The following is a 25,843-nucleotide window of genomic DNA, read 5'->3' as shown; positions in this document are numbered from 1 at the left end:
CGCGGTGTTCTGCCCCACTGCGCCGGCATACGCCCAGTTCAGCCCCTTCCGCGCCGTCCTGCCCGCTCCGGCCCATTCAGGCCGTACCCTTCGCCGGCCTACCCGCACAGCGAACGCACTCCGGCTGTGCGTCCGCGGTGCGCGAGGTCTTCGCGATGCCCGGCAACTCGCGGTGCCCGGCAGGCGGGGTCTTCACGGTGCGCGGGTTACCGCTGGGTGGCGAGGACGACCTTGCCGAGCACGGAGCGGTCGCGCAGGCGGGCGATGGCGTCGTCGAAGCGGTCAAGGGGGACCACCTCGTCGATGGGGATCCGCAGCCTGCCGGCGACGATGTCGGCGGCGATGGCACGCACGGCGGCGACGCGCCGTTCGGGGGTCGAGACCAGGCCGGCGTAGCCGAGCAGGCTCAGCCCCTTGCGGTAGAAGGTGCGGCCGGGGAACGGGATGTCCTGGCCGGCGGAGACGCCGAGAATCACGATCCTCCCACTGATCGCCGCGAGCTCCACCGCGCCCGGGGTGAAGCCGCCGCCGAGCGGGTCGATGACCAGCGTCGGGCGGAAGTCACCGACCTCGGCGACCAGGCCGCTCGCGCCCGTCACCACCACCCGGTCCGCGCCGAGCGCCGCGACCGCGTCCGCCTTGGCCGCCGACCCGACCTGCCCGACGACGCTCGCCCCGACGATCTTCGCCAGCTGAACCGCGACGACCCCGACCCCGCCGCCGGCGCCGAGCACCAGCACCCGGTCGTCCGCGGTGACCCGGCCGAGCACGTGCAGCGCCTCGTACGCGGTCACCGCCACCGTGCCGATCGCGCCCGCCTGGGTCGGGTCCAGTTCCCTGGGCACCTCGACGACGGCGTCGCGCGGCGCGACGAGCGCGCCCGCCCAGGTGCCGTCACGGAAGAGCCCGAGGCCGGAGCCGGTGACGACGACGCGGGCGCCGTCGACGATCCCGGTGCCCTCGACGCCGATGGTCCGCGGCAGCCGGGCGGTGTCGCCGACGATCCCGACAGCGGCGTACGTGTCGATCGGGTTGACGCCCGCGTAGTCGACGCGGACGAGCACCTCGCCCGCCCCCGGTGCCAGCAGCCGGGCGTTCTCCACCACCTGTAGCGGCTCCCCGACCGCCACCAGCCGGACCGCCCTCGTCGTCACCCCGTCGCTCATCGCCGCGCGCCTCTCTCCCGGCCGGGCGGGCCGCCATCGCGCCCCCACCCGGCCGCACCTGTGAGACGAGGGGCACATCGCGGTTCCGGGCGACGAGAACCCCTGGTCGTTTCCTGCTGGGACCGGCCGTCGGATGCCACTCTGGCAGCTGGACCGGTGCTCCGGCGCGTGAGGCTTCCGGCGCGCGAGGCTTCGCCATTGTCGCGCTCTCCTCGGCCTGGCACCGTGACGGGAGTGCGTGGCGACAGGGTGGCAGCCGCCGGCGAGGCGGGAACCAGCGGCGAGGCGAGCGCGGGTGGCGAGGAGGCGGTGCCCTTCCCGGATCTGGGCCGGCGGTGGCTGGCGGCGCGCGAGGGGCTGGCGGTGGTCCACCTGGACGCGGCCGCGGCGGGCCCGGCCAGCCAGGCCGTCGTCGACGCGCAGACGTCGCACCTGGCCGCGGAGGCGACGCTCGGCTCGTACGGTGCCCAGGAGCGGGCGGCCGAACGCCTCGACGCGGCGCGGGCCGCCCTCGCCGGGCTGCTCGACCCGGCGCTGGCCGAGGCCGACGTGGCCTTCCACCACTGCGCGACCTCGGCGTTCACCGCGCTGCTCGACGCCTGGCCGCTGCCGCGCGGCGGGCGGGTCGGCATCGTGCCGAGCGACTTCTCCTCGAACCTGCTCGCCCTGCGGGCCCGCGCGCTGCGCGACGGCCTGGAGCTCGTCGACCTGCCGGTGCTCCCCGACGGCCGGATCGACGTCGACCGCCTCCGCCGGGGTGACGGCCCCGCGGTGCTGGACCGCCTGGACCTGGTGACGTTCCCCGAGGTGCCGAGCCAACGGGGCATCGTCCAGCCGACCGTGGCGGTGGCCGCGCTGTGCCGGGACGCCGGGGTACCCGTGCTGCTCGACGTCGCCCAGTCGCTCGGCCACGTCGACGCGACGGCCGCCGGCGCGACCGGCGGCGTCGCGGCCTACGTCGGAACGTCACGCAAATGGCTGTGCGGACCGCGCGGCGTCGGATTCCTCGCCGTGCGGCCCGACTTTGTCGACCGGCTCGGCGTACCCGCCCCGACGGGGTACACGGCCCGCTGGGAGCCCGACCCGGTGGCGCCAGGCGGTGGGCGGCTCGTCGCGTTCGGGGGCGTCGGCAGGTTCGACATCGGGGAGGCTCCGGTCGCGGCGCGGGTGGGGCTGGCGGCGGCGCTGGCCGAGCACGTCGAGGCGGGGCCGGAGCGGGTGCGTGCCCGCATCCAGGCCCTGGGCACGGCGGCGCGGAGGCGGCTCGGCGGGGTCGCGGGCTGGCGTCTCGGCGAGGACGCCGCCTCCCCGTCCGGGATCGTCACCCTCCGCCCTCCCCGCGGCATCGACCCGGCGGCGATACGCGCCCGCCTCCAGCGCGAGGAGCGCATCCTCACGACCGCGATCGACGAGACCAGAGCCCGCGACGCGGTCCCGGCGCTGCGCGTCAGCCCCCACGTTCACAGCACCCCCGCCGACCTCGACCACCTCGCAGAGGCCCTCGAACGCGTCACCACGCGGCCCGCGCCCTGACGGCTCGCCTGGATCCGCTCCGACCGCATGCGACCGCGGACCCTCTCCCTCAGCTGGCGATCCTCAGCCTCGCCGGGACGCGGGCGACGATGCCGATCTAGAAGCGTATGCACGAAGTGGATAAGGTTGGGCACGGAGCGCCAACCTGGATGTCCGCCCGGCGGTCGAGGGCCGAGCCGGACGGCGGCGGGCACGGGGCATGGTCGACGGCGTCCTCGTGGGCAGGACACCGGGCACCGTCGTCCCGTCCGTCCGCCGATCCGGACGAGGCTCCTGGGCGATCTCAGGCGGGAGGCAGGCGATGGCCAGGTCGCGGAAGGCCGCCGAGGAGGGCGCGGCGCGCCCGGGCGCCGACAGATGGGCCGCCGTGCCGCTCGGGCGGCGCGAGTTCCTCGGCGGGACGCTCGCCGCCGCGGCGGTGACGGTCACGGGTGTGGCCGGGTGCCAGTCGGGGAGCGCCGGCCCGGCGACGGCGACAGCCACGACGGGGCCGGCGGCCCCGCCCGGGGTCGAGGAGATGGTGGGCTGGATCGAGCAGATCGTGGCGCGGGGCGTACGCCGGCCCGGCTACCCGGCGGACAGCTGGGTCGAGGGGTTCGTCGCCGCGAAGTTCCGCGAGATCGGCCTGGTCGACGTACACACAGAACCGGTCGCGGTCACCAGGTGGGAGCCGACGCACTACTCGCTGATGGCGACCCCGGCGGGCGCGGCGCCGCGCGAGCTGCGGTGCTTCCCGGTACCGCTCGCCGCCCCGGCCGAGGGGCTCGACGTCGAGCTCGCGCATTTCGACGAGGCGGCCCCGGGCGCCGCGGCCGGACGGGCGGCGCTGGTCGACGCCAAGGTCGCCGCGCTGCCGCCTGCGCTGCCAGCCACCTTCGGGAGCGTCCCGAAGGACTCCGCCCAGCGGGTGTACGACCCGGAGGCCACGTTCGCGGGCGAGACGCAGGTCCTGCCGCTCCCCGCGGGCTCCGACGGCATCGCCCAGCAGGTGGTCGAGGCGGGCGCCGTCGCGTTCGTCGGGACGCTGCTCGACTACCCCGGCGACGACTGTCGCTACTACTTCCCGTACAACGGCAAGACGACCGCGATCCCCGGAGTGTGGATCAACGGGAGTGACGGCCGGTGGCTGCGTGACCAGCTCGCCCGCGGGAAGGTGCGGATCCGCCTCGACGTCGCGGCCAGCACCGCGCCGGCCCGTAGCGACAACATCGTCGGCGACCTCCCGGGGCCCGCGGGCGATGACGAGCTGGTGCTGGTCGGCTCGCACCACGACGGACCGTGGGCGTCGGCGGTCGAGGACGGCACCGGGATCGCGATGGTGCTCGCCCAGGCCGCCTACTGGGCCCGTGTTCCCGCGGCCGACCGGCCCCATCGGATGCGCTTCCTGCTGCACGGCGGGCACTTCTACGGCGGCGCCGGGCTGGTCGACTACGTGGCGAAGCACGGCGCCGAGCTGGAGAAGGTCGTCCTCGAGGTGCATCTGGAGCACGCCGCCCGCGACTTCGCCGAGCACGACGGCCGCCTCGGGCCCACCGGCCGGTGCGTGCCCCGCTGGTTCTTCACCAGCGGGATTCCCTCGCTGGAGAAGACGGTCTACGACGCGCTCGTCGCCGAGCGGCTGGGCCGCTCGATGCTGCTGGCGCCGGACGCGTTCGGCCCGGCCCCGCTGTCCGACGGTGCCTTCTACCACACGGCCGGTGTCCCGATCGTCCAGTTCCTCTCCGCGCCCTGGTACCTGTTCGACGAGGCCGACACCCTCGACAAGGTCGACCGTGACAGCCTGCTGCCCATCGCCCGCGCCGTGATCCGCGTCATCCAGTCGACGCGGGGCACCACGGCGGCGAAACTACGCGCCGGGCTCGTCACCCGTTAGTGATCCTTGGGACAACGGCCGCCGGGCGTGCGAAGGAAGATCATTTTCGCACGCCCTTTGGCCCTCTAGGGTGGCAGCACCGCGCAGGTCTCCGCGCCGCGTACGCCCGGGTCAGCCGCCGAAGGCGCGCAGCCACTGGGCCTGGTCGCGGAGGCGGTAGACGATGTTGGTAGCGGTGACGTCGGCCATCGGGGCGCTGCCGCGCGGCGGCGAGTAGAAGTGGCCGGGGTAGACCACCGGGTTGTCCGGGAGGGCGGCGAGCCGCTGCAGGCTCTCGTACATCTCGGCCGGGCTGCCACCGGGGAAATCGGTGCGGCCGCAGCCGTCGAGGAACAGCGTGTCGCCGGCGACCAGCCGGTCCGCGACGAGGAAGCACTGGCTGCCCGGGGTGTGGCCGGGGGTGTGCAGCAGCCGGATCGGGATCGCGCCGACCTCAACCGTGTCGTCGTGGTCGTGGGAGACGAGGTCGGTCTCGGAGACGCCGGTGACCCGGCGGACGAACTCGGCCTCGTTCTTGTGGACGTGCACCGGCGCCGGCGCCCTGGCCAGCACGTCCACGATTCCGGCGAGCGAGAAGTTCATCATCGTGCCACCGACGTGGTCCGGGTGATGGTGGGTGGCCAACATGCCGACCAGCCGCATCCCGTCGGCCTCGAGGATGCCGAGCAGGTCGTCCGCCGCATAGGCCGGATCGACGATGACGGCCTCGCCGGTCTCCCGGTCCCCGATGACGTAGCAGAAGTTGACCATCTGCTGCGCGATGGGGTCGTCGACGGCAAAGTCCCGCCCCGACAGCAGCTGACGGAAATACAGACGATCGGTCATACTCGCCAGGCTAGCCAAGTGGGGCGTGTCCGGGACCCGCCTGACGCACTGGCTTCAGAGGCAGCAGCCAGGGGCGTCGACCACCCCGCGAGAAGCGGGGACCACCAACCCGACCACGTCGACGGAAGCATCATGGGCGGACCACCCCACAGGCGGTGGGGACAAGGCTGACCTGCGCCGACACGCTTGGATCAGCCCGAAATGCGCATCCCGGCTGCTGCAGTCTGAAATCATACGACCATGTTTGGCATCCTTCGTCCGTGTCGGCACCGAATGGGCGATGAGCTGACGGCGACCTGGATGTCCCACCTCTGCGGGATGTGCCTGACGCTGCGCGACCGCCAGGGCCACTGGGCGCGGGCAGCGACGAACGTCGACGGACTGGTGCTGTCGGTGCTGGTAGCCGCACAGACCGGTGAGGCGGCGACGAGGACAGCCGGGCCGTGTGCCCTGCGCGGGCTGCGCACCGCCGAGGTGGCGACGCGGGACGACCGGGGCGCGATGCTCGCCGCCGCGGTCTCGCTGACCGCCGCCGCGACGAACGTCGACGACCACGTCGCCGACGGCGACGGGCCGTTCGCCCGCCGGCCGGTCGCCGCGCTCGCCGGCCGGTTCGCCGGCGCGGCGGCCCGCGGCGGCGCGAGCCTCGGCGCCGAGCTGGGCTTCGACGTGAACGTGCTGGAGCGCGCGGCCAGCCGGCAGCAGGCGGTGGAGGCCGCGGCCGGACCGGGCACGGCGCTCACCGTGGTGACCGCGCCGGCCGAGGAGGCCGCCGAGGCGGCGTTCGCGCACACGGCGGTGCTCGCGGGCCGGCCGGGCAACGCCGAGCCGCTCGCCGAGGCCGGCCGGCTGTTCGGCCGGCTCGCGCACCTGCTGGACACGGTCGCCGACCAGGCCGCCGACGACGCCAGAGGCGCCTGGAACCCGCTGACCGCCACCGGAACGACCCAAGCCCAGGCACGGGCGCTGTGCGACGACGCGCTGCTCGGGATCGAGCTCGCCCTGCGCGACGTCAAGTTCGCTCCCGCGGCCGACGGCTCCGCCCCGGACGGCTCCGCGCGCACCGCCACCCGCCTCTCTCGCCTCTCCAGCCGTTCCAGCCGTTCCCTGCGGGCCGCCGGGGATCGCGGGCACGAGAGCTGCCCGCGCCACGGCCAGGCGGCCGGGCACGGCGCCGCCTGCTCGACCAGGCATGGGGCGTCCGCCCGGTCGTCCGGCGGCGGGCCGCGGCCGCGGCCACGCAACCGGCATGCCCGCCTGGCGCACCTGCTGCTCGTCCACGAGCTGGAGCTGGCGGTCGACAACGCGTTCCGCGGCGCCCAGCCGGGGCCCGGCCGTCCCGGGCCCGGCATGCCGCCCCATCCCGGCCCCGGCGGGCCGGGTGGGCCTGGCGGACCTGGCCCTGGGCGGCCGGGCCCCGGCCTCACCTTCCCCACCTGCCTCGCCGCGACCGGGATGTTCTGCACCTGCCAGATGTGCTGCGGCAACTACACGTCGCCCTTCGACGGCCAGCAGAAGCAGGGCATCTGCTCGGGCAACTGCGGTGACTGCTGCGACTGCTGCGACTGCGCTGACGGGTGCTGCAGCTGCTGCGATGGCTGTGACGGCTGCGACTGCAACTGCTGACGACCGAGATTCGTTTCCTGCGCTCCTATGCCGAGACGTTAGGTCTCGTCACCGTCTGCTGAAATGGTGCCGTGCCTCCCCCTGCCCCCCCGCTCCCCCCCGACGCCCGCCCCCCGGACGATCCGTCAGAAATCCCGTTCCCCGCCCGCGACGATGATGATGAAGACGGCCCCGGCGATGCCGGTCTGCACCGGCCTGACGATGGCATGTGGTCACCCGTAACCGTCGCGGCGGTGGATGATCATCCAATAGTGCTGCAGGGCCTGAGCATGGCGTTGCGCCAGCTGCCCGGCATCGAGCTGATCGCCACGGCCAGGTCGACCGAGGAGCTGATGTCCGGCGACGGCCGTCATGCCGACGTCGTGCTGCTGGACCTCAGCCTCGGCGACGGGTCGAACCCGCCGGACACCATCCGCCAGCTGATCGAACGCGGTATGGGTGTCGCCGTCTACAGCGCCACCGCCGACCCCGCGACGGTGCGCCTGGCGATCCGCGCGGGCGCCGCCGCGTTCGTGGCCAAGACCGACCAGCTGGAGGACCTCGCCAAGGCGGTCCACGCCACCGCGGATGGTTCCGGCTGGATCTCGCCGCCGCTGGCGTTCCTGCTGCTCACCGACGACGCCCCCGACCGGCCCCGGCTGTCCGCGCAGGAAAGACAGGCGCTGCAGCTCTATGCGGCCGGCATGTCGATGAAGAAGGTCGCGAGCCGGATGGGCATCGCGGTGGAGACGGCTAAGCAGTACATCGACCGGGTCCGCAGGAAGTACCGCGAGACCGGCCGCGAGGCCACCACCAAGATCGATCTTCTGCACCGCGCCGTGGAGGACGGCTACCTCGACCCGCCCGGCCCCACCGGTCTGGGCCCGCCGGCCTGACACCCTCGGGCGAGCCACGCCCGCCAGGCCGGGGTGGGAGACCACCAGGTGGACGCTGCTCCTAGTCAACGTCCGGGGGTCACCCCACCGCGTCGCCGCGGCGTCGCCAACTCCGGCGAAGCCGGAGTTGGCGGCCCGTGCGGCGGTCCCCTGAGGGGCCGCCGGCACGGGTGCCGGCAGGCTCGCGGGCTGCCGGCACCCGCCATGGCGGCGCCTGACCGTACCCCGCGTACGGCCCGGCGCCAGCCAGCCGGTGACCGTGGACATCCTCCCCCAAGGCGGTCCCGATCCCCCCGAACCCGGCTGGTGCGATACCGAGTCTGCCGGAGCCGGACAGTTCGGTCACGACCCCAATAGTCCTGCTCTTTCGTCCCCTATCAGGGGGTCACCCGGATCGGCCCGGCGGCCACCGCCGCGACGAGCGGCGGCGGCCGTCGGCGCGGCTGTCGTTCCCGCCGTCCCCCCGCTGGATGCCCGCCCACCCGGGTCCTGGCAGCGCGAGCAGCGCGGCGGCGATGGCCAGCAGGCCGCCGACGAGCACCAGCCACAGCCCAGGCCCGATCACGGTGGTGGCCTGGACGCCCGGCCCGGCCAGCAGTCCGCCACCGCGCAGATAGCCGATGTCGATCAGTGCGACGAGCGTCGTCGTGAGGCCCATGACGCCCGAGAGGCCCGCGACCAGCCGGCCGGTGTGCCCGCGCGGCCGGACGGCGAGGCCCGCCGCGGCGAGGCCCGTGATGATCCCCAGGCCCAGGGTGAGCCGGCCGTGCTGGTCCGCGTCCAGCCCGGCGACCGAGTACTCCACCAGCCCGAACGCACGCACCGTCGCCCAGGTCATCGTCGACGAGATCACCGTGAGCAGTGCCCCAGCCGCCGCGAGCGCGGCCGGCAGGACCAGCGCCACCCGGCCCCGCGGCCACCAGCCTGACCGCATCGGCGCGGTGGCGGCCAACCAGCCCGTCGCCGCCCCGGCCGCCCTAGGTACCGCGGTGGCCCCTCGGCCGCCAGGCGCGCCGGCTGGCTCGCCGGGCGGCGCGCCGCGGTGACGCGGCCGGGCGTCGGCGCCCGCCGGGCCGCTCGCCGCGGCCTGGCCATACGCCCCCGGCTCCGGGTAGACGGCATCCCAGCCCGGCCAGGCGGCGGCCGTGCCCGGCCGGGCCCACCGGGGGTCGGCGGTGGCGGCCGCCGCGGCGCGCCATGCCGCCCTGGCCGCCTGAACGCGGCGGTCAGGATCCCCTCCCGGCCCACCGCCTTCGGCGTCGCCGCCGCGCGGCGTTCCCGGACCCGTCCGGCCGCGCGCGGGCCCCGTCCAGCGGGGCTCCGTCCGCCGGGGCTCCGTCCGCCGCGGACCGGCGACGCCCCGCGACCCGGCGACGTCAGGCGTGCCAGGAACGGTGTGCGTGTCGGGATCGGCCTGGAAGTCAGGCACGTCCGCGCGCGACGGAACCAGTTGCTCGGCCACGCGTCGGTGGTACCACGCGTAACCATGCGACGCCCATCGACCACCGTGAGCAACCGACACCGACGCCCAAACCGCCCCCGGTACCGGCCGCCGCACCCGAACCGTGACCGACGATCAGCCAGGCTCCGCGTCGCCCGTCCGGGTCACAAGGCGGCGAGACCAACGCCGGCGGGCCCAGGGCCAGGGGCCCCGGTCCGTCGCAGATGTCGTCAGGTCGCCGTCCGACGGCCTCGTGCGCGGGTTCTGGCTAACGCGCGCGGTTCGCGCGGTGGTCGCCGGACTGCCTGAACGCCGGTGTCTCCGGGCGGTGGCGCGCGTCGGCCCGGCGGGGCGACGGTGGCGCCGGAAGGTCCGCGGATCCGTCCACCCGGGCACCGTCCACCCGGGCACCGTCCACCTGGGCACCGCGGCGGGGCACCAGCGCCGCCATCAGGGCGAGCACGCCGGCCGCGAGCGAGGCGTAGAGCCCGGCTTCCGGCTCCACCACGATCTGGTCGGCGGAGATCCCACGGAAACTCGCCAGTGTGGGCGGGCCGATCAGCAGGTCGCTGCCGGCTATGACGATGAGCAGGCTCGCGAGCAGCGGGCCGAGAGCCCCGTCACCCGACAGCCGTCGCCGGGCGAGCCCCGCCCCGCCGAGCACGGCCAGCGCGAGCCCCAGAACCACCGTGAACCGCCCGTCCCCCACGGTGAGCCCGGTGAACGTGCGCTCCTCGTCGCTGGTCGCGAGCGTGCTCCAGGGCGCGAGCGCCGCGCCCGCCGCCGCCAGCCCGGCGACGACCAGCATCAGGGAGGCCATCCGCCCGCGGGCCGGCCGGGCCGGCGGCGCGCCAGCCGGATCCGACGACCACCCACGTTCCGGGCCTCCGGCGGCATGATCCGCGCCCGGCGCGCCCCAGTCGCCGTCGGCCTCGGCGCCGCCCTCGTATTCGTCCTCGTATTCGTCTTCGTCAAAACCGTGAGCACCCTCGGCCGGTATCTCGTCCGCATCGTCGCCTGACGCGGCTCCGCGCCCGGCCGGCGCCACGTCCCGCCGGGTCTCGGGGCGGCGCGCCGGGCTTCCCGCCGGCGAGCCTCCCTGATCGGCGTGGCCGAGATGGGTCGGCGCCTGCCTGGAGGCCGGCGGGGAGGCCTGGAATGCCGGTCCGGCCTCGGCGGTCCTGGCATCCGCCGGCCGCACCCCGGCTCGGGACCCGACGCGAGGCAGGGCCGCGGTGTTCTCCGGGTTCAGGCCCGCCGGGTCGGCCTGGTGCTGGCTCCCGGAGCGGCGGGCGTCAGGTGGCCGGGCCGCCTCGCCGACCCGCCCCGCCAGCTCCGGTCGAGCAGGCTCGGACGGCGCGGTCTGCGCCCGTCTCGGTACCGTCCTGGGCGTCTCCGGCTCGGCCCTGGGGGACTGGGCCCTTGCCACCTCGGTGGCGCCAGACCGCCGCGATGGCCGGGGTGAGGTTCGCCGCAGCGACACCCACATCGTCGACGCCTCGGCCGGTGGCGTCCGCGGCCCGGCGGCGGCCCTGGGCTTGGCGGCCGGCTCCTGGCCGTCGGCGCGAGCCAGCGGCGCCGCCGCGGAGTCACGTGGCGCGGACGAGGGTTTCGCTGGCGCGGGCGGAGTCGGCGCCGCGGCCGCTGTGGGCGCCGCGGGCGCGGTTCCCGGCAAGGCCCGTGCGGCCGGCGAGGCGGGCCGGCCCGGCGCGCCGGGAGCGGCCTCGCCGTCCTTGCCAGTCCGCCCGAACCAGCTCCCGCTGGCATCGGCCGGGGACATCGCGGGCCCGGCACCCGCGGGCCCACGACCCGCGGGTGCCGATGGGGCGCTCGACGTCTTCGGCGCGCCGGCTGTCCCCGGCCCCGACGCCGGCTCGGGCCCGGAACGGCCCGCCGGCGCGCGGCCCGTGCCCGCCGGGCCAGCCCCGCCGCCGGGCCCGCCAGTCCCGCCCTGCGCGCCCGGGCCACTCGGACCGCCAGTCCCGCCGGTACCGGCGGGACTGGTTCCGGCGGCGGGACGCGACGGAGGGTTCGAGGAGGTCGACGAGCGCGCGGTCGGCTCCTGCCTGGCCACCGGCGGCCGCCGCGCCGACGCGGAACCACCCGCCGTGGACCCGGCCGCGGTGGAACCGCCGACGCTGGAACCCGCGCCCGCGCCCGGTGCTCTCGGCGGCGCCGCCGACGGCGACGGTCCCAGGCGGGTAGATGAGCCCGACGGGGCCGCGGTGGGCGTCGGCGCACCCGGGCGCGCGGGCGGACCGGAAGGCGACGAGGCCGGGCGCGTGGCCGGCGACGGCGCCTGTGGGGAGCGCCTGGCCGCCGCACCGCCAGCCGGCGGCCGGCTGGAGGACGGTGCCGGCGAGGCAGCGGGGGATGCGGAAGACGCGGAGGGCCCTGCCGGCGACGGCCGGGAGGCCGAGGACGGCTGGCTGGGCGAGGATGCCCCTCCCTGCCCCGGCGCCGGCGAGGATGGCCCGACTGCTCCCGACCGGGTCTGCGGCGCCGAGGACGTCGAAGCCGACGGCGTCGGCCCGCCCGCGCGGGTGAGCGACGTGGGGCCTCGCCCGGGCGCGGGCGGCGCGGCCGGGTGTCGTTGCTGGCCGGGCGCCGCGGGCTGGGAGCGCCCGGCGCCCCCGCCGCCGGCCACCGGCGAGGAACCGGCGGGTGAGGCACCGGTGGCCGGCTTCGGCGCGTTCCCGGAGGACGAGCTGGCAGGCGGGAAGCCCGCCGGACGAGAGGACCCGGGCGTGGCGGCCGGCCGGGACGCACTGGGAGGCGCGGCCGGCCGGCTCACGGGGGCACCGGCCGAGGCCCGAGGAGCTCCCCCGGTCTCGGGCCGGCCAGGTTTGGCCGGCGCACCCGGGCCGCCGGGCGCCCCCGCTCCGCCGGGTGTGCTGGATTTGCCGGGTGTGCTGGATTTGCCGGGCGTGCCGGGGGCGCGGCTCTGGCCGGGCACGGCGCCGGGCCGGTTACCCGGCGGCGCGGCGGATCCGGAGCCTGGAGGCCCGGTTCCGTCCGGCCCCTCCTCGTTGCCTTTCTCGACCATCCACCCGCTCCCGCCGCCTGGTTCCACGCCGTCCGGAGCCTTCGCTCGACCGCCGCGACCGCGACGACCTGACAGCTCACGCCCGCGGTGGCCCACCCCAGGGCCACGAAAACGCCGACAGGCGGGGACCTTACCGAGCGATCGCCGCGACGCCTATGCGTGCCGCCGCCGCGGCCCCGCGGCCGGCCCTTCCTCCACCGCCGCGGTTCGGGAGGCCCGGAACGTCCGGGTGGCTCAGATCGCCTCGCCGATCCGGTGGACGCGCATCGTGTTGGTCATGCCGGCGACGCCCGGCGGCGTGCCCGCGACGACGACGACAAGCTCCCCGGGGCTGCACCGGCCGATCTTGAGCAGCGCCTCGTCGACCTGGCGGACCATCTCGTCGGTGCTGTTGGCGAACGGGACGACGAACGTCTCCACCCCCCACAGCAGCGCCATCTGGCTGCGCACCGCCGGGATCGGCGTGAAGCCGAGCACCGGGACGTGCGACCGGTAGCGGGCGAGACGGCGGGCGGTGTCCCCGGACAGCGTGTGCGCGACCAGGTAGCGCGCCCCGACCGCGGCCCCGACCTCGGCGGCCGCCTGAGCGATCGCGCCTCCGAGCGTGCGCGGCGCGGTCCGCAGCGCTGGGATCCGGGACAGGTCGTTCTCGGCGGTCTCGATGATGCGGGCCATCGTCGCGACGGACTCGATCGGGTACGCGCCCACGCTCGTCTCCGCGGAGAGCATGATCGCGTCGGCGCCGTCCAGCACGGCGTTCGCGCAGTCGCTGGCCTCCGCCCTGGTCGGCCTGGGCGCGCTGATCATCGACTCGAGCACCTGGGTCGCCACGATCACCGGCTTGGCCCGCTCGCGGGCGGCGCTGACCGCTCGTTTCTGGACCAGCGGCACGTCCTCGAGCGGCAGCTCGACGCCCAGGTCGCCGCGGGCGACCATCAGGGCGTCGAACGCCTCGATGATGCCGTCCAGCTCGGCGACGGCCTGCGGCTTCTCGATCTTCGCGATGACCGGGATCCGGATCCCGGCCTCGTCCATGATCGCGCGAACCTTGCTGGCATCCGCCGCCGAGCGGACGAACGACAGCGCGATCATGTCGACACCCAGCTCGAGTGCGAAGCGCAGGTCTTCCTCGTCCTTCTCGGTCAGCGCGGGGACGGTGAGCGCCGCGCTCGGGATGTTCATCCCCTTGTTGTTGCTGACCGGACCGCCGATGACGACGGTGGTGTGGACGTCGGTGTCCGTGACGCCGTCGATCGCCAGCGCCAGTCGGCCGTCGTCGACCAGGATGCGGTCGCCCGCCTTGACGTCGCCGGGCAGGCCCGAGTACGTCGTGCCGACCTGGTGCTGGTCACCCTCGACGTCGCGGACGGTGATCGTGAACTGCTCGCCGGGGACGAGGGTGACGCCGCCGGTGGCGAACTTCCCCAGCCGGATCTTCGGGCCCTGCAGGTCGGCGAGGATGCCGACGGCACGCCCGGCCTCGTCGCTGGCCTCACGGACCCGCCGGTAGACAGCCGCATGTTGCTCGTGGCTGCCGTGGGAGAAGTTAAGCCTGGCGATGTCCATTCCGGCATCGACGAGGGCGCGCACCCGCTCTGGGGAGTTGGTGGCCGGTCCCAACGTACAGACAATCTTGGCTCTTCGTGACACGGGTTCCAGCCTAGAAAATGATCGTCATTGATGTGGACGCCGGCCCACCATGTTGTGCCGGCGCGTCGTGCTTCACCCGCCACCTTCGGCGGACAGTCCCGCAGTAACCGTACATGCCGTAACCAGTGCAGCGTGGCGCGCGACGGCGTACCGTCAAGTCACCGGCATCTGCCGGCGCTTCACTGTGCATCTCGGCGCCCACGGCCGTTCAAGGTAACGCATCGCCGCGCGACCTCCGACCGGGGTACACCCGCACCGCCGCCCTCGGATCGGCGACAGCGTCTGCGCGCCCGCGCCCGGATGTGCTGTGGCCGTGACAGGCATGGCCGCGGGAAAGAGGGCAAAGAGGTAGTGACGCTGGTGCGGCCGCTGGGACGTCGGGCCCGACGCTCGCCGGCCCACCCGGGGGATGACCTCCGGACGCCCGAAATGTCGGGAGGCCGACCACCTCTCCTGATGCGCTCACGGACGTGTGCGGAGGTAGCGATGGTACAGCGGCTCAAGGACTTCCGGAGCGTGGGCATGAGTGTCAATCCGGCCATTCACCGCAGGCCGTCGGGCGATGTGGACATCGCCCTTCCCCTCGACGAGCCGGAGCCGTCCCGGGATGTGCCGGCTCGCGGTTCCAACAACATCTCGAGTGACGGTGGATTTACGGTGTCACCAACGACAGAGGAATAACGAGACGCCCCCGTCCTGAAATGTCGCCGCGGCCGGGTATGGCCGTATACGGCGGGTATCTCGGTGTAAGACGCTGAGCCCCCAACCGGGCAACCTGCCGGCGGGAGGTATCAGCGGCCCTGTGCCTGGCCCGCGGGCGCCCGGCGTCCGCCTCAGGCGGGCGTGAGGCGCCCGACCGCCGGGCCGTCCAGATCGCCGGCCCGGGAGGGGCCCGACGTCCCCTCCTCGCGGCCTGGGGCCGGGATGTCGGTGGCGAACTGGGTGCGGTAGAGCTCGGCGTACAGGCCGTCGCGTGCCAGCAGGTCGGCATGCCGGCCCTCCTCGGCCACCCGGCCCTCGGAGATCACCAGGATGCGGTCCGCGTCCCGGATGGTCGACAGCCGGTGCGCGATCACCAGTGCGGTCCGCCCGGTGAGCGCCGCCCCCAGCGCCCGCTGCACCGCTGCCTCGGACTCGCTGTCCAGGTGCGCGGTGGCCTCGTCCAGCACGACCACGCTCGGCTCCTTCACCAGCAGCCGAGCGATCGCGAGCCGCTGCTTCTCGCCGCCGGAGAGCCGGTAGCCGCGGTCCCCCACGACGGTGTCCAGCCCGTCGGGCAGCGACCGCACCAACGCGCCGATCTGCGCGGCGTCCAGCGCCGCCCACATCTGGTCGTCGGTGACCTCTGGGCGCGCGTAGGCCAGGTTGGCCCGGATCGAGTCGTGGAACATGTGGGCGTCCTGGGTGACGACGCCGACGGCGGCGCGCAGCGAGGCGAGCGTGACGTCCCGGACGTCGACGCCGCCGACCCGGACACTGCCCTCGACCGCGTCGTAGATCCTCGGCACCAGCTGGCTGATCGTCGTCTTACCGGCACCCGACGGGCCGACCAGCGCGACCAGCTCACCCGGCTGGGCCCGGAACGTCACGCCGTGCAGCACCGGCGCGGGGACGCGCGGGTCGAGCACGGCGACCGACTCCAGCGAGGCCAGCGACACCTCGCTCGCCGCCGGGTAGCGGAACGACACGTCGTCGAACTCGATGCTGGCGCCGCCGGCACGCACCGTCAGCCGCGTCGCTCCCGGCCGGTCGGCGATGGCCGGCTCGAGGTCGAGAACCTCGAAGACCCGCTCGAAGGACACCAGCGCGGTCATCACGTCGACCTGCACGTTCGACAGCTGGGTGAGCGGCATGTACAGCCGGCCGAGGTAGGCGGTCAGAGCGACGATCGTGCCGACCGCGATGTGGCCCTGCGCGGCGTAGCGCCCGCCGAGGCCGTAGACGACGGCCGTCGCGAGCGAGGCGACCAACGTCAGCGACGCGAAGAATATGCGCCCGTACATCGCCTGGGTGATCCCGATGTCGCGGACCCGCCCGGCCTGGCGGCGAAAGACGCCGACCTCGCGCGCCGGGTCGCCGTAGAGCTTGGCCAGCAGCGCGCCGGCGACGTTGAACCGCTCGGTCATCGTCGTGTTCATCTCGGCGTTCAGGCCGTAGCTCTCCCGGGTGAGCGCGGCGAGCCGGGGCGCGAGCGCCCGCGCCGGGAGGACGAACACCGGCAGCAGGACCAGCGCGATCAGCGTGACCTGCCAGGACAGGGTGAACATCGCGGCCAGCGTGAAGCTGACGGTCAGCACGTTGGAGAAAACCGCGGACAGGGTGTTCGTGAACGCCGACTGGGCGCCGAGCACGTCGTTGTTGAGCCGGGTGATCAGCGCACCGGTCTGGGTGCGGCTGAAGAACGCCAGCGGCTGGCGCTGCACGTGGTCGAACACCTGGGCGCGCATGTCGAAGATCAGGCCCTCGCCGACGCGCACCGACAGCCAGCGCTGCAGCAGCGACATCCCCGCGTCGACGAGGGCGATCGCGGCCACCACGCCCGCGAGCGCCTCGACGACGCCGACCCGGCCGGGAATAATCCCGTCATCGATGATCGCCTTGAAGATCAGGGGCAGGACGGTGCCCAGGCCCGCGTCGAGGACCACGACCAGCAGGAACCCGATCAGCAGCCGCCGGTAGGGCCGGGCGAAGGCGACGATCCGCCGGGCCGTCCCCGGCCGCAGCCTCTGCCGGGCGACCGACCTGTCGCGCTGGAAGCCGCGCATGGTCGTCCACGCGCCCGTCTGTCCCCCTGCCGGTCCCGCCATCCGCCGTCTCGTCACCTTTCCGGTCATGTTCTCGCCATATCGCCCGGCCCGTCGCCGGGCTGGCTGATGCCGCCGCGCGACCGCGCGAACCGGCACTGTTACCCAGATGCAAGAACCAGCACTACAGCCGCCATTCCCGCCGCGCCCTGGCCATGGCGCGGCCACCATGCGGTGATGTTCCAGCTCCGACCAATCACGCTAAAACCTCAACCGAGGTTGAGGTCAAGGAGGCGGCGCGCCGCCGGCCGCGCGGTGGGTCCCCCGTCCCAGCGCCGGATCGGCGCGCGGACCGACAAGGACCGACAGGGACCACTCGGGGAGGCGCACGGCGCCGGGCCGGTGGGCGGCGCCGATGGTCAGCCGGCGGGATAGCCCGCGAGGCAGCGGGCGAGGGCGGCGCGCTCCGCGGCGAGCGCGCCATCGCGGCCGCGCCCGGTGGCGGCGGCGCGTAGCAGCGCCTTCGCCTCGGCGGCAGCCTCGCGCGGGGCGGCGAGCAGGGCCGCGACGAGGTCGTCGACGGCGGCGTCGAGGCCGGCCCTGGGCACGACCCGCTGTGCGAGGCCGGCGGCCCGTGCCTCGGCCGCGGTGAGCCGGCGCCCGGTCAGGCACAGGTCGAGCGCGGTCGGGTAGCCGACGAGTGTGACGAGCATGGCGGTGACGCCGAGGCCGGGCACCAGCCCCAGCGAGGCCTCGGGCAGCGAGAGGACCGCGTCCTCGGTCAGGACGCGCAGGTCGCAGGACAGCGCCAGCTGTAGGCCAGCGCCGCTCACCGGGCCGGCGGCCACCGCGACGCTGACCAGGTCAGCCCTGGCGGACAGCCAGGTGAACCCGGCCTGCCACTCGGCGACGCGGCGCTCCACGGCGTCCGGCGCCAGGTCCGCGCCGTTCAGGGCGGCGCGGTCGGGGGTGCGCAACGCGGACCAGATGTCGCCGCGCAGGACGACCACCCGGATGTCGCCGGGCAGGGCCCGGCCAACGGCCGCGAGCGCCGCCGCCACCGAGGGCAGCTGGACCGCCGCGTCCGGGTCGTCCGTGATCGGACTGTCCGTGATCAGGTCGTGCGTGGCCGGCAGGCCGCCGGCCGGCTGGTCACCGGCCGGTCGCCTCCCGGCCGGTGGGCTGAACGTGACCGTCGCGCACGAACCCGCGACGGCCAGTCCAAGACCGGCCGCCGCCATCGTGGCGGCGGCCGGCATGGGCACGATCAGGCGGTCTTCTTCTTGCTGCCCCGAGTCGCCCCACCACGGCCCCGCAGGGTCGTTCCGGATTCGGACAGGATCCGGTGCACGAAGCCGTACGACCGGCCCGACGACTCGGCGAGGAGTCGGATGCTCTGCCCGGACTCGTACTTCTTGCGAAGTTCGGCGGCCAGCTTGTCACGCTCGGCGCCGGTGATCCGGGTCCCTTTCCTAAGCTCGGCCAATGTGGCCCCCTCCGTGTAGATGATCTGCGAACCGATCTTCACTCAGCTTCGGGAAACGCGCCACTCGAAGCACATGTGATCCATCACACGCGATCAGTGGCCCCCTGCCGCGCCCGTGGAACCCGACGTTGCTCCTGCTCGGCCCGCACGCGGGCGCAAGTCCCGACGCCCGAGCGGTTCCGGCGACAAGCCGTGACCCGCGCGCCGGGATCGGATCAACGCCACGGCGTCAGTCTCCCCAATCACCGCCGCCGTTCCTAACAGGGAACGCGGCGCGTCGCGGGTGACACGAGCCCACACGAGCCCACACGAGCCCGCACAGGCCGCCTGCCGCCGCCGGCCGCCGCCGTCGGCGATCGCCCGCGGAGCCCGAGTTGGCCGGGTGCCTTCCCCGCGCTGTCCAGCGAACACTCCCGGTGCTACGGCCAATCGCCGGGAACGGGTGGTGCCGGGGAGCCGGCCGGGCAGATCGCGCCGCCGATGGTTACCGTCATGGTGTGATCGCGGTACCGGACCTCAGGGCATGAACGCCGCCGATACCGCGTCCAGGCCCGAGTCGGGCGCCGACCCCCCGCGCGCCGATACGCCTGGTACCGACACTTCGGCCACCGGCACCTCGGCCGGCGAGGCCGGCGACGCGGACGCGGACGCGGGTTCACCCTCGTCGGCGGCCGCCCGGGCCGGGCCGGCTGGGGAGCCCTCGGGCCGGCCCGGGGCCGTCCCACGCGCCTGGCTGGGCGGTCAGGCCGGAGAGGCCGCGTCGTGGGTCCTGGTCACGGCGGTGCTGGCCGGTGTCACGGCGCTGCTGGCCGCGTCCGGCGTCGCGTACTCGGCCAGCGGGCTGGCCGCGGGCAGGGGGATCGCCTGGGGCACGTTGCCGCTCGGCTGGCCGCCGCGGCTGGGGCCCTCGACGCTGCTCCCGCCGGTGGCGGCCGCCGTGGCGCTGGGCGCGGTCGCGTTGACCGCCCGGCGCAGGAAGGGCCTGCCGGCGCCCCCGTTCGGCCCGCTGCTGGGCCTGTCATATGTGGCGAGCGCCGGCTGGTGGCTCGCGCTGGGAGTGGCCTCCCGGCGGGGGCTCGGAGCTCCGGCGAGCCTCCTGGCCGCCGCCGACAGGCACCCGTCCGACCTGCTGGACGCGGCGAGCGGCCGGCCACCGGGGCCGGAGCTGCTGGTCTGGGGGCTCGGCCAGCTGGGGATTCGCGGCGCGACCGCGGTCGGGGTAGCGTTCACCCTGATCGGGGCGCTGGTCGTGCCGCTGGTGGGGCTCGCCGTGCGCTCGTTGTGCCACACGCCGGCGGCCCGCCGGCTGTTGCCGGTGCTCGTGTTCGCGCCCTGGGCGCCGTTCGCCGTCGCCGGGCCGGACGCGGTCACCGCGGCGGTCGCGGCGGCGGCGGTCGCCGTCGGCGTCGTCGGCTCCGAGCGGGGTCGGAGCGCCTGGTGGGCGCTCGGGGCCGGGCTGCTGCTCGGCGTGTCCGGGCTGTTCGCCTACCCGGCGATCTGGCTGGGGGTGGCGGTGGCCGCGGCGTACTTCGTGCGTCGCCGCCCCATGCTCAACGTGATCACCGGCGCCGGGGCGCTCGCCCCGTTGTTCGCCCTGCGGCTGGCCGGGTACTCCTGGCCGGAGGGCTTGGCGCGGGCTGGCGCCGACCTGTTCGACCACGCCGCGCTGACCTGGCTGGTGCCCGACCTGCTGGCCGTGTCGCTGTGCTGCGGCCCGGCGCTGGCGCGGGCCGCGCGGCGGGTCTCGATGACGCCGGGCTGGCCGTTCCTCGTCGGCGCCGCCGCGGCGGCGCTGTTCGCCCTGCTGATGGGACTGGCGGCCGGCGGCGTGGAGGCGAGCTGGCTGCCGCTGTTCCCGTGGCTGGTGGTGCCCGCCCTCGCCCCCCGCCCACGCCCGGCGCTCCCCGGGGACACCAGCAGCGCCGGCAGGCTGCCGTACGGGCTGGTCTGCGCCGGCGCCGCGCTCGCCACCGCTCTGGCCGCCCTCCTCCCCCCAGGCTGAAGCGGTCCCCGGCCGTGTGGCCAGGGCCGGCCGCTGGCCGCGGCCGGCGAGAGGTCAGCTGGCGCTCAGCTCGGCGGGGGCGCGGGGGATGTCGGGTTCGAGGTAGACGCGGCAGGCCGTGGGAGTCGCGGCGCGCAGGCGGCGCTCGGCCTCGTCGATCGCCGCGGCGACCTCGGCGACGGTCAGCCCCTCGTCCAGGCCGATCTTCGCGGCGACGAGCAGCTCGTCCGGCCCGAGGTGCAGGGTCCGCATGTGGATCACGGCCGTGACCGCCGGCGCGGACACCAGCGCCGCCCGGATCGCGGCGACCACAGCGGGCGTCGCGGCCTCGCCGACGAGCATGCCGTAGCTCTCGACGGCCACCACGATGGCGACGACCAGCAGCAGGATGCCGATGGCGAGCGTGCCGGCGGCGTCCCAGATCGGGTCGTCGGTCAGCAGCGTGAGCCCGACGCCGGCGAGCGCGAAGACGAGGCCGATGAGGGCCGCGAAGTCCTCGAGCAGCACCACCGGCAGCTCGGGCGCCCGCGAGTCCCGGATGAAGCGCCACCAGGAAGCGTCGCCCTTGTGGTGGCGCGACTCGCGGATCGCGGTCCGGAACGAGAACCCTTCCAGCACGATCGCGACCAGCAGGACCACGACGGCGACGAGGCCGGACTCCAGGTGGTGCGGGTGCCGGAGCTTCTCGACGCCTTCGTAGACGGAGAACAGGCCGCCGACGCTGAACAGCACGATGCCGACCAGGAAGCCGGCGATGTAGCGGGAGCGGCCGAACCCAAATGGATGGTCCTCGTCGGCCGGCCGGACCGACTGGCGCTGGCCGAGCAGCAACAGGCCCTGGTTGCCGGAGTCGGCGACCGAGTGGATCGACTCGGCGAGCATCGAGGACGACCCGGTGAACAGGAACGCGACGAACTTCGCCACCGCGATCCCCAGGTTGGCGGCCAATGCCGCCAGAACCGCCTTCGTACCGCCGCCCGCGCTCACCCGAAACCGTCTCCCTCACCAGAAACCCGGGCCTTCCGGCCCGCGACCTGCCGGCAAGTCTGCCAACCCGCCTAGACGGACGCGCCTTCGGGTGCTTCTACACGCAGGTAGCAGGTCGGTCCGGCACGGATCCTCCGCCGGCCACGTTCCTCGCCCGGCTCACGCCAGGGCGATGAGTTCGAGAAGGTCCGGGGACCAGTTGTCCTCGACGCCGTCGGGCAGCATGAGCACCTTGTCGGGGTTGAGCGCCTCCACGGCGCCTGGGTCGTGGGTGACGAGCACGACGGAGCCCTGGTAGGTCGCCAGTGCCGAGAGGATCTCCGTGCGCGACGCCGGGTCGAGGTTGTTCGTCGGCTCGTCGAGCAGCAGCACGTTCGCCGCCGAGCAGACCAGCCCGGCCAGCGCGAGGCGCGTCTTCTCGCCGCCGGACAGCGTCCCCGCGAGCTGGTCGACCGTCTCGCCGCTGAACAGGAACGCGCCGAGGATGCGGCGCAGCTCCACCTCGGAGGTGTCCGGGGCGGCGGAGCGCATGTTGTCCAGCAGCGAGCGGTCGTGGTCGAGCGTCTCGTGCTCCTGCGCGTAGTAGCCCATCCGCAGCCCGTGGCCCGGGTTGACCTGTCCGGTGTCCGCCGACTCGACCCCGGCGAGGATCCGCAGCAGCGTCGTCTTGCCAGCGCCGTTGAGGCCGAGGACGACGACCCTGGTTCCCCGGTCGATCGCCAGGTCGACGTCGGTGAAGACCTCCAGCGACCCGTAGGACTTCGACAGCCCCTCGGCGGTCAGTGGGGTGCGCCCGCACGGCGCCGGGGTCGGGAAGCGCAGCTTCGCGACCTTGTCCGCGACCCGGGTCTCGGCGAGGCCGGCGGCCAGCCGATCGGCGCGGCGGTCCATCTGGTGCGCGGCGCGCGCCTTGGTCGCCTTGGCGCGCATCTTGTCGGCCTGGGCCTTCAACGAGTCGATCTTCTTCTCGGCGTTCGCGCGCTCGCGCTTGCGCCGCTTCTCGTCCTGCTCGCGCTGGGTCAGGTAGGTCTTCCAGCCGACGTTGTAGACGTCGAGCGCGGTGCGGTTCGCGTCCAGGTGAAAGACCTTGTTGACGGACTTGTCGAGCAGGTCGACGTCGTGGCTGATGACGATCAGGCCGCCGGTGTGGGCCCGCAGGAAGTCCCGCAACCAGACGATCGAGTCGGCGTCGAGGTGGTTGGTCGGCTCGTCGAGCAGCAGCGTCGCGTCGGCGTTGCCCGCGCCGGCGAACAGGATCCGGGCGAGTTCCACCCGGCGGCGCTGGCCGCCGGACAGGGTGCCGATCGCCTGGGCGAGCACGCGGTCGGGCAGGCCGAGCGACGAGCAGATCCGTGCGGCCTCCGCCTCGGCCGCGTAGCCGCCCAGCACGCCGAATCGCTCCTCGAGCCGGCCGTAGCGGCGTATGGCCCGGTCGCGGGCGGTGTCGTCGGCGAGCTCGGCCATCTCGACCTGCAGCTTGTCCATCTCGCGCAGGAGCTCGTCGAGGCCACGGGCGGACAGCACCCGGTCGCGGGCGGACTCGGTCAGGTCGCCGCTGCGCGGGTCCTGCGGCAGGTAGCCGACGTCGCCGCGCACGTCGATCTTGCCGGCGAACGGCAGGGTCTCCCGCGCCAGCGTCTTGAGGAGGGTCGTCTTGCCCGCGCCGTTGCGTCCGACGAGACCGATCCGGTCCGCCGGCTGCACCCGGAACGACACCGGCTCGACGAGGATCCTGGCTCCGGCCCGCAGCTCCAGGTCGGTCGCGATGATCATGAAGTATGTGGCCTCTCGGACGTGAACGTGGGAGTACAGCCACGGCCGCGCGCGGCGGCCGCTCGTCAGGGCAGGCAGGGAAAGGCGGCCGGCGCTCAGCCCGTGGGCTGAGCCGGCTCGCTCACTCACTCCAGCTGGACGAGACGCTCCATCGGTTCCTGAGGCCGCTTCCGATCGGTCCGGGACTCGGCCCCGGGGCAACGGGCACAAACATCGACGAGGCCTGCCCGCGGGGAACGACGGGCGGGCCCTGCCGCCTCCGTGCGGCCGATGGGCGCACTGTCCCGCGTCACGGCGGAGGCAACGCATCCAGCGTACGTGCGCCGAGGCGGCGAGATCCTCGCCGACGGTGTTAAACCGGCGTCACGGGGCGGCCTCTCGCCCGTTTGACGCGTCCGAGCGCCTGCGTCGCCATCCGCGCCCGCTCATCCTGACCGTGCTCTACCTGGGCATCGTTCTCGGCCCGCTCGCGGTCTGCCTGTCGCTGCGGTCCCGCCGCAGCGTGCGGCGCAACCGCGCGGCCAACTGGGGGCTGATCCTCGGGCTGGTCGGCTTCGTCCTGTTCTGGGTGCGGGTCGGCGGGGGCTAGCCCAGGCGGGTGACGTTCACCGTGACACCGAGCGACGAGGATGTGCCGCCCGAGTAGACGCCGCGCATGGGCGGGACGTCGTCGTAGTCGCGGCCGCGGGCGACGACGACGTGCCGCTCGCCCGCGCGCACGGCGTTCGTCGGGTCGAAGCCCCACCAGTCGCCGAACCAGCCCTCCACCCAGGCGTGGCTCTGGCCCTCGACCGTCTCCCCCGGCTCGGCGTCCACGAGCGGGTGCAGGTAGCCGGACACGTAACGGCCCGGCATGCCGGCCGCGCGCATCAGCACCAGTGCGAGGTGCGCGAAGTCCTGGCAGACGCCCTCGCACTGCCGCCAGGCCTCGACGGCGGACGTGTGCACGCCGGTGGTACCCGGGCGGTAGGTCAGCCGGTCGCGCACCCAGTCGCCGACGGCGAGCATGAAGTCGGCCGGGTCGTGCGCCGCGGCCAGCTCCCGGCCCGCCTCGACGAGCTCGGGGTGGTCGGGGGTGTAACGGGCGGGGCGGAGGAACTCGACGTGCCGGTCGGCGCTCTCGTCGGAGCGCAGCGTCGCCCAGCTCGCGACGTCGGCGGGCAGCCGCTGCTCGGGCGCGGTACGCACCAGCGAGCGCCCGGTGACCACCAGCTCCGTGTGCGGGGCGTGGATGTCGAACGCGGTCACCTGGGTGCCCCAATAGTCCCAGTACCGGTAGGTGGTGACCGCCGGCTCGGTGCGCACGGTCGCCTCCAGCGTCAGCTGCCCGCTGCCGGTCTGCGGAACGATCCGCGCCTCGTTGTAGGAGGACAGAACCGGGCTGGAGTACCGGTAGCCCGTCGAGTGCTCGACACGTATCTGCCAGCTCATATGGTGACCAGCCTGACCACGGGCTTTCTGCCCGTACCCGAGGCGCGGGGTCCCCGCGGATCGCGCCAGCGATCTGTGGGGTAGCTACGCTCGACGCGTATCTGCCAGCTCATGTGCTCACCAGCCTGACCACAGGCTTTCTGCCTGTACTTGGAGCGCGGGGTAGCAACGCTCAACCCGGATCTGCCAGCTCATGTCGGTCCTCTCGGGGCAGGGCTACGCCGGTACCTCGGTGGCCCAGGCACGCGGCGCCTCCCGGGCGAAGTAGCGAGCCGTGATGGCGGCGCTGACCTCCGAGCAGGTCCGCTCCATGCCGCGCAGCAGCTCGGGCATGTCCTCGACCAGGTCGTCGACGCCGCGGAACTCCAGCTCCGTGCGGGCCAGGCCGACCCCCCGGCGGGCCGCGTCGTGCACCGTGGTCCGCCCGCCGCGGCGGCCGCTGTCGAGCTCGGCGAGGATCTGCTCGGCGAGCGCTAGCGACCAGTAGACCGAGCGCGGGAACAGCCGGTCCAGCAGGAGGAACTCGGCGACCCGGGAGGCGTCGACCGCGCGCCGGTACGTGCGCAGGTAGGACTCGTGCGCACCGCAGGAACGCAGCAGGCTCACCCAGCTCTGCGAGTTCGGGTCGTCGCCGATGCTCGACGACAGCAGCCGGGCTGTCATGTCGACCCGCTCCAGGCTGCGGCCGAGCGCCAGGAACCGCCAGCCGTCGTCTCGGGCCAGGGTGGCGTCCACCAGGCCGGCGAGCATCGCGGTGCGCTCGCGGATGTAGCGGAAGAAGATGTGGGGGCCGAGGCGACGGGCGAGCTGCTCGGTGTGGTCGAGCTCGTTCCAGGTCACGTTCAGGCATTCCCATGCCTCGCTGGACACGACCACCCGGGCACTGCGCGCGTTCTCCCGCGCCGCGGAGATCGCGCCGACGATGCTCGACGAGTTGTTCCGGTCGTAGCCGAGCAGCTCGACGACCAGGGACGAGTTGACGGATCCGGCGACGGGCGGGGTCCCCATCACGGCGAGCAGCTCGCGTCCGGCGGACGACTCGTCCAGCCACGGGTCCTCCAGGACGCGGTGGACGTGCACGTCGAGGATCCGCGATGTACTCTCCGCCCGCTCGGCGTAGCGGCCGATCCAGAACAGCGACTCCGCGATCCGGCTCAGCAAGGTGTCTCCTTGTCTCTGGTTCGCTCCGTCCGGGCGCGGCGCTCCGGCCCCTTACTCGCTTCGCTCCCAAGGGACCTCCGCGCCGCGTCCTCCTCCGCTCACGTGCGCTGCGGCGACCTCCGCTGCGGCCCAACCACTTCGCTTCGCTCGTGGCCGGGCCTCCGCGGAGGCGCGCCTCCGCGCCGCACGGTCACCTACCGCTGAACGTCACCAATCCGCCAGCG

Annotated in this window: 18 protein-coding genes; 6 read left to right on the top strand and 12 right to left on the bottom strand. The window is 74.4% G+C overall.

The window, feature by feature from the left end; genetic code table 11:
- Window positions 1-206: 206 nt before the first annotated feature.
- Entirely contained in the window at window positions 207-1,166 is a 960-nt protein-coding gene (locus QOZ89_RS20900) for a quinone oxidoreductase family protein (RefSeq protein ID WP_071046890.1), read from the bottom strand.
- 249 nt (window positions 1,167-1,415) lie between these two features.
- Here QOZ89_RS20900 and QOZ89_RS20895 point away from each other — a divergent pair, with 249 nt between their 5' ends.
- On the top strand, window positions 1,416-2,699 hold the full coding sequence (locus QOZ89_RS20895) for an aminotransferase class V-fold PLP-dependent enzyme (protein WP_241841497.1): 1,284 nt from the start codon (window positions 1,416-1,418) through the stop codon (window positions 2,697-2,699).
- A gap of 301 nt (window positions 2,700-3,000) precedes the next feature.
- Entirely contained in the window at window positions 3,001-4,572 is a 1,572-nt protein-coding gene (locus QOZ89_RS20890; protein ID WP_083418155.1) for a M28 family peptidase, read from the top strand.
- Between the two features lie 111 nt (window positions 4,573-4,683).
- Here QOZ89_RS20890 and QOZ89_RS20885 read toward each other — a convergent pair whose 3' ends face one another.
- A complete protein-coding gene (locus QOZ89_RS20885) occupies window positions 4,684-5,397 on the bottom strand; it encodes an MBL fold metallo-hydrolase (protein ID WP_071046891.1) in 714 nt (237 codons plus the stop codon).
- 240 nt (window positions 5,398-5,637) lie between these two features.
- On the opposite strand from QOZ89_RS20885, the gene QOZ89_RS20880 reads away from it, so the two are divergent.
- The gene (locus tag QOZ89_RS20880; RefSeq protein ID WP_312624693.1) at window positions 5,638-7,023 is read left to right on the top strand and encodes a DUF5685 family protein; all 1,386 of its coding nucleotides are present in this window, start codon (window positions 5,638-5,640) and stop codon (window positions 7,021-7,023) included.
- Between the two features lie 206 nt (window positions 7,024-7,229).
- Window positions 7,230-7,898, top strand: coding sequence for a response regulator transcription factor (locus tag QOZ89_RS20875; protein WP_116271416.1), 669 nt, complete (start codon window positions 7,230-7,232; stop codon window positions 7,896-7,898).
- 385 nt (window positions 7,899-8,283) lie between these two features.
- On the opposite strand, the gene QOZ89_RS20870 is transcribed toward QOZ89_RS20875, so the two are convergent.
- The 6 genes from QOZ89_RS20870 to QOZ89_RS20845 form a co-directional block, all read right to left on the bottom strand.
- Window positions 8,284-9,360: a hypothetical protein gene (locus QOZ89_RS20870; RefSeq protein WP_071046893.1), complete on the bottom strand. Its 1,077-nt coding sequence runs from the start codon at window positions 9,358-9,360 to the stop codon at window positions 8,284-8,286.
- A 247-nt stretch (window positions 9,361-9,607) separates the two neighbouring features.
- Complete coding sequence (locus QOZ89_RS20865; RefSeq protein ID WP_312624689.1) at window positions 9,608-11,119, bottom strand: hypothetical protein; 1,512 nt, start codon at window positions 11,117-11,119, stop codon at window positions 9,608-9,610.
- A gap of 1,500 nt (window positions 11,120-12,619) precedes the next feature.
- On the bottom strand, window positions 12,620-14,035 hold the full coding sequence (gene pyk, locus QOZ89_RS20860) for a pyruvate kinase (protein WP_071046902.1): 1,416 nt from the start codon (window positions 14,033-14,035) through the stop codon (window positions 12,620-12,622).
- Window positions 14,036-14,868: 833 nt separating this feature from the next.
- The gene (locus QOZ89_RS20855) at window positions 14,869-16,842 is read right to left on the bottom strand and encodes an ABC transporter ATP-binding protein (protein ID WP_083418156.1); all 1,974 of its coding nucleotides are present in this window, start codon (window positions 16,840-16,842) and stop codon (window positions 14,869-14,871) included.
- A gap of 356 nt (window positions 16,843-17,198) precedes the next feature.
- Entirely contained in the window at window positions 17,199-18,038 is an 840-nt protein-coding gene (locus QOZ89_RS20850; RefSeq protein WP_312624815.1) for an enoyl-CoA hydratase/isomerase family protein, read from the bottom strand.
- Window positions 18,039-18,046: 8 nt separating this feature from the next.
- A complete protein-coding gene (locus QOZ89_RS20845) occupies window positions 18,047-18,307 on the bottom strand; it encodes a helix-turn-helix domain-containing protein (RefSeq protein WP_491723666.1) in 261 nt (86 codons plus the stop codon).
- A gap of 481 nt (window positions 18,308-18,788) precedes the next feature.
- Between QOZ89_RS20845 and QOZ89_RS20840 the strand changes: the two genes are divergently transcribed.
- Entirely contained in the window at window positions 18,789-20,267 is a 1,479-nt protein-coding gene (locus QOZ89_RS20840) for a hypothetical protein (protein WP_312624685.1), read from the top strand.
- Between the two features lie 54 nt (window positions 20,268-20,321).
- On the opposite strand, the gene QOZ89_RS20835 is transcribed toward QOZ89_RS20840, so the two are convergent.
- Entirely contained in the window at window positions 20,322-21,254 is a 933-nt protein-coding gene (locus tag QOZ89_RS20835) for a cation diffusion facilitator family transporter (RefSeq protein WP_071046905.1), read from the bottom strand.
- Between the two features lie 159 nt (window positions 21,255-21,413).
- Entirely contained in the window at window positions 21,414-23,027 is a 1,614-nt protein-coding gene (locus QOZ89_RS20830; protein ID WP_071046906.1) for an ABC-F family ATP-binding cassette domain-containing protein, read from the bottom strand.
- Window positions 23,028-23,376: 349 nt separating this feature from the next.
- Here QOZ89_RS20830 and QOZ89_RS20825 point away from each other — a divergent pair, with 349 nt between their 5' ends.
- Window positions 23,377-23,616 carry a hypothetical protein gene (locus QOZ89_RS20825; RefSeq protein WP_071046907.1) on the top strand — a complete coding sequence of 80 codons (240 nt, stop codon included), beginning with the start codon at window positions 23,377-23,379 and terminating at the stop codon, window positions 23,614-23,616.
- Here the strand turns inward: QOZ89_RS20825 and QOZ89_RS20820 are convergent.
- Both QOZ89_RS20820 and QOZ89_RS20815 read right to left on the bottom strand, forming a co-directional pair.
- Window positions 23,613-24,458: a transglutaminase family protein gene (locus QOZ89_RS20820; RefSeq protein ID WP_071046908.1), complete on the bottom strand. Its 846-nt coding sequence runs from the start codon at window positions 24,456-24,458 to the stop codon at window positions 23,613-23,615. The two genes, QOZ89_RS20825 and QOZ89_RS20820, sit on opposite strands and share 4 nt — an antisense overlap.
- Window positions 24,459-24,674: 216 nt before the next feature.
- Window positions 24,675-25,619, bottom strand: a complete 945-nt coding sequence (locus QOZ89_RS20815) for an alpha-E domain-containing protein (protein WP_071046909.1) — start codon at window positions 25,617-25,619, stop codon at window positions 24,675-24,677.
- Between the last annotated feature and the right edge of the window lie 224 nt (window positions 25,620-25,843).

It is taken from the genome of Pseudofrankia coriaricola, from assembly GCF_032027725.1.
Taxonomy (GTDB): Bacteria; Actinomycetota; Actinomycetes; order Frankiales; family Frankiaceae; genus Pseudofrankia.
The sequence above is the reverse complement of the archived record's forward strand: the minus strand, read 5'-3'. Positions and strand labels throughout refer to the sequence as shown.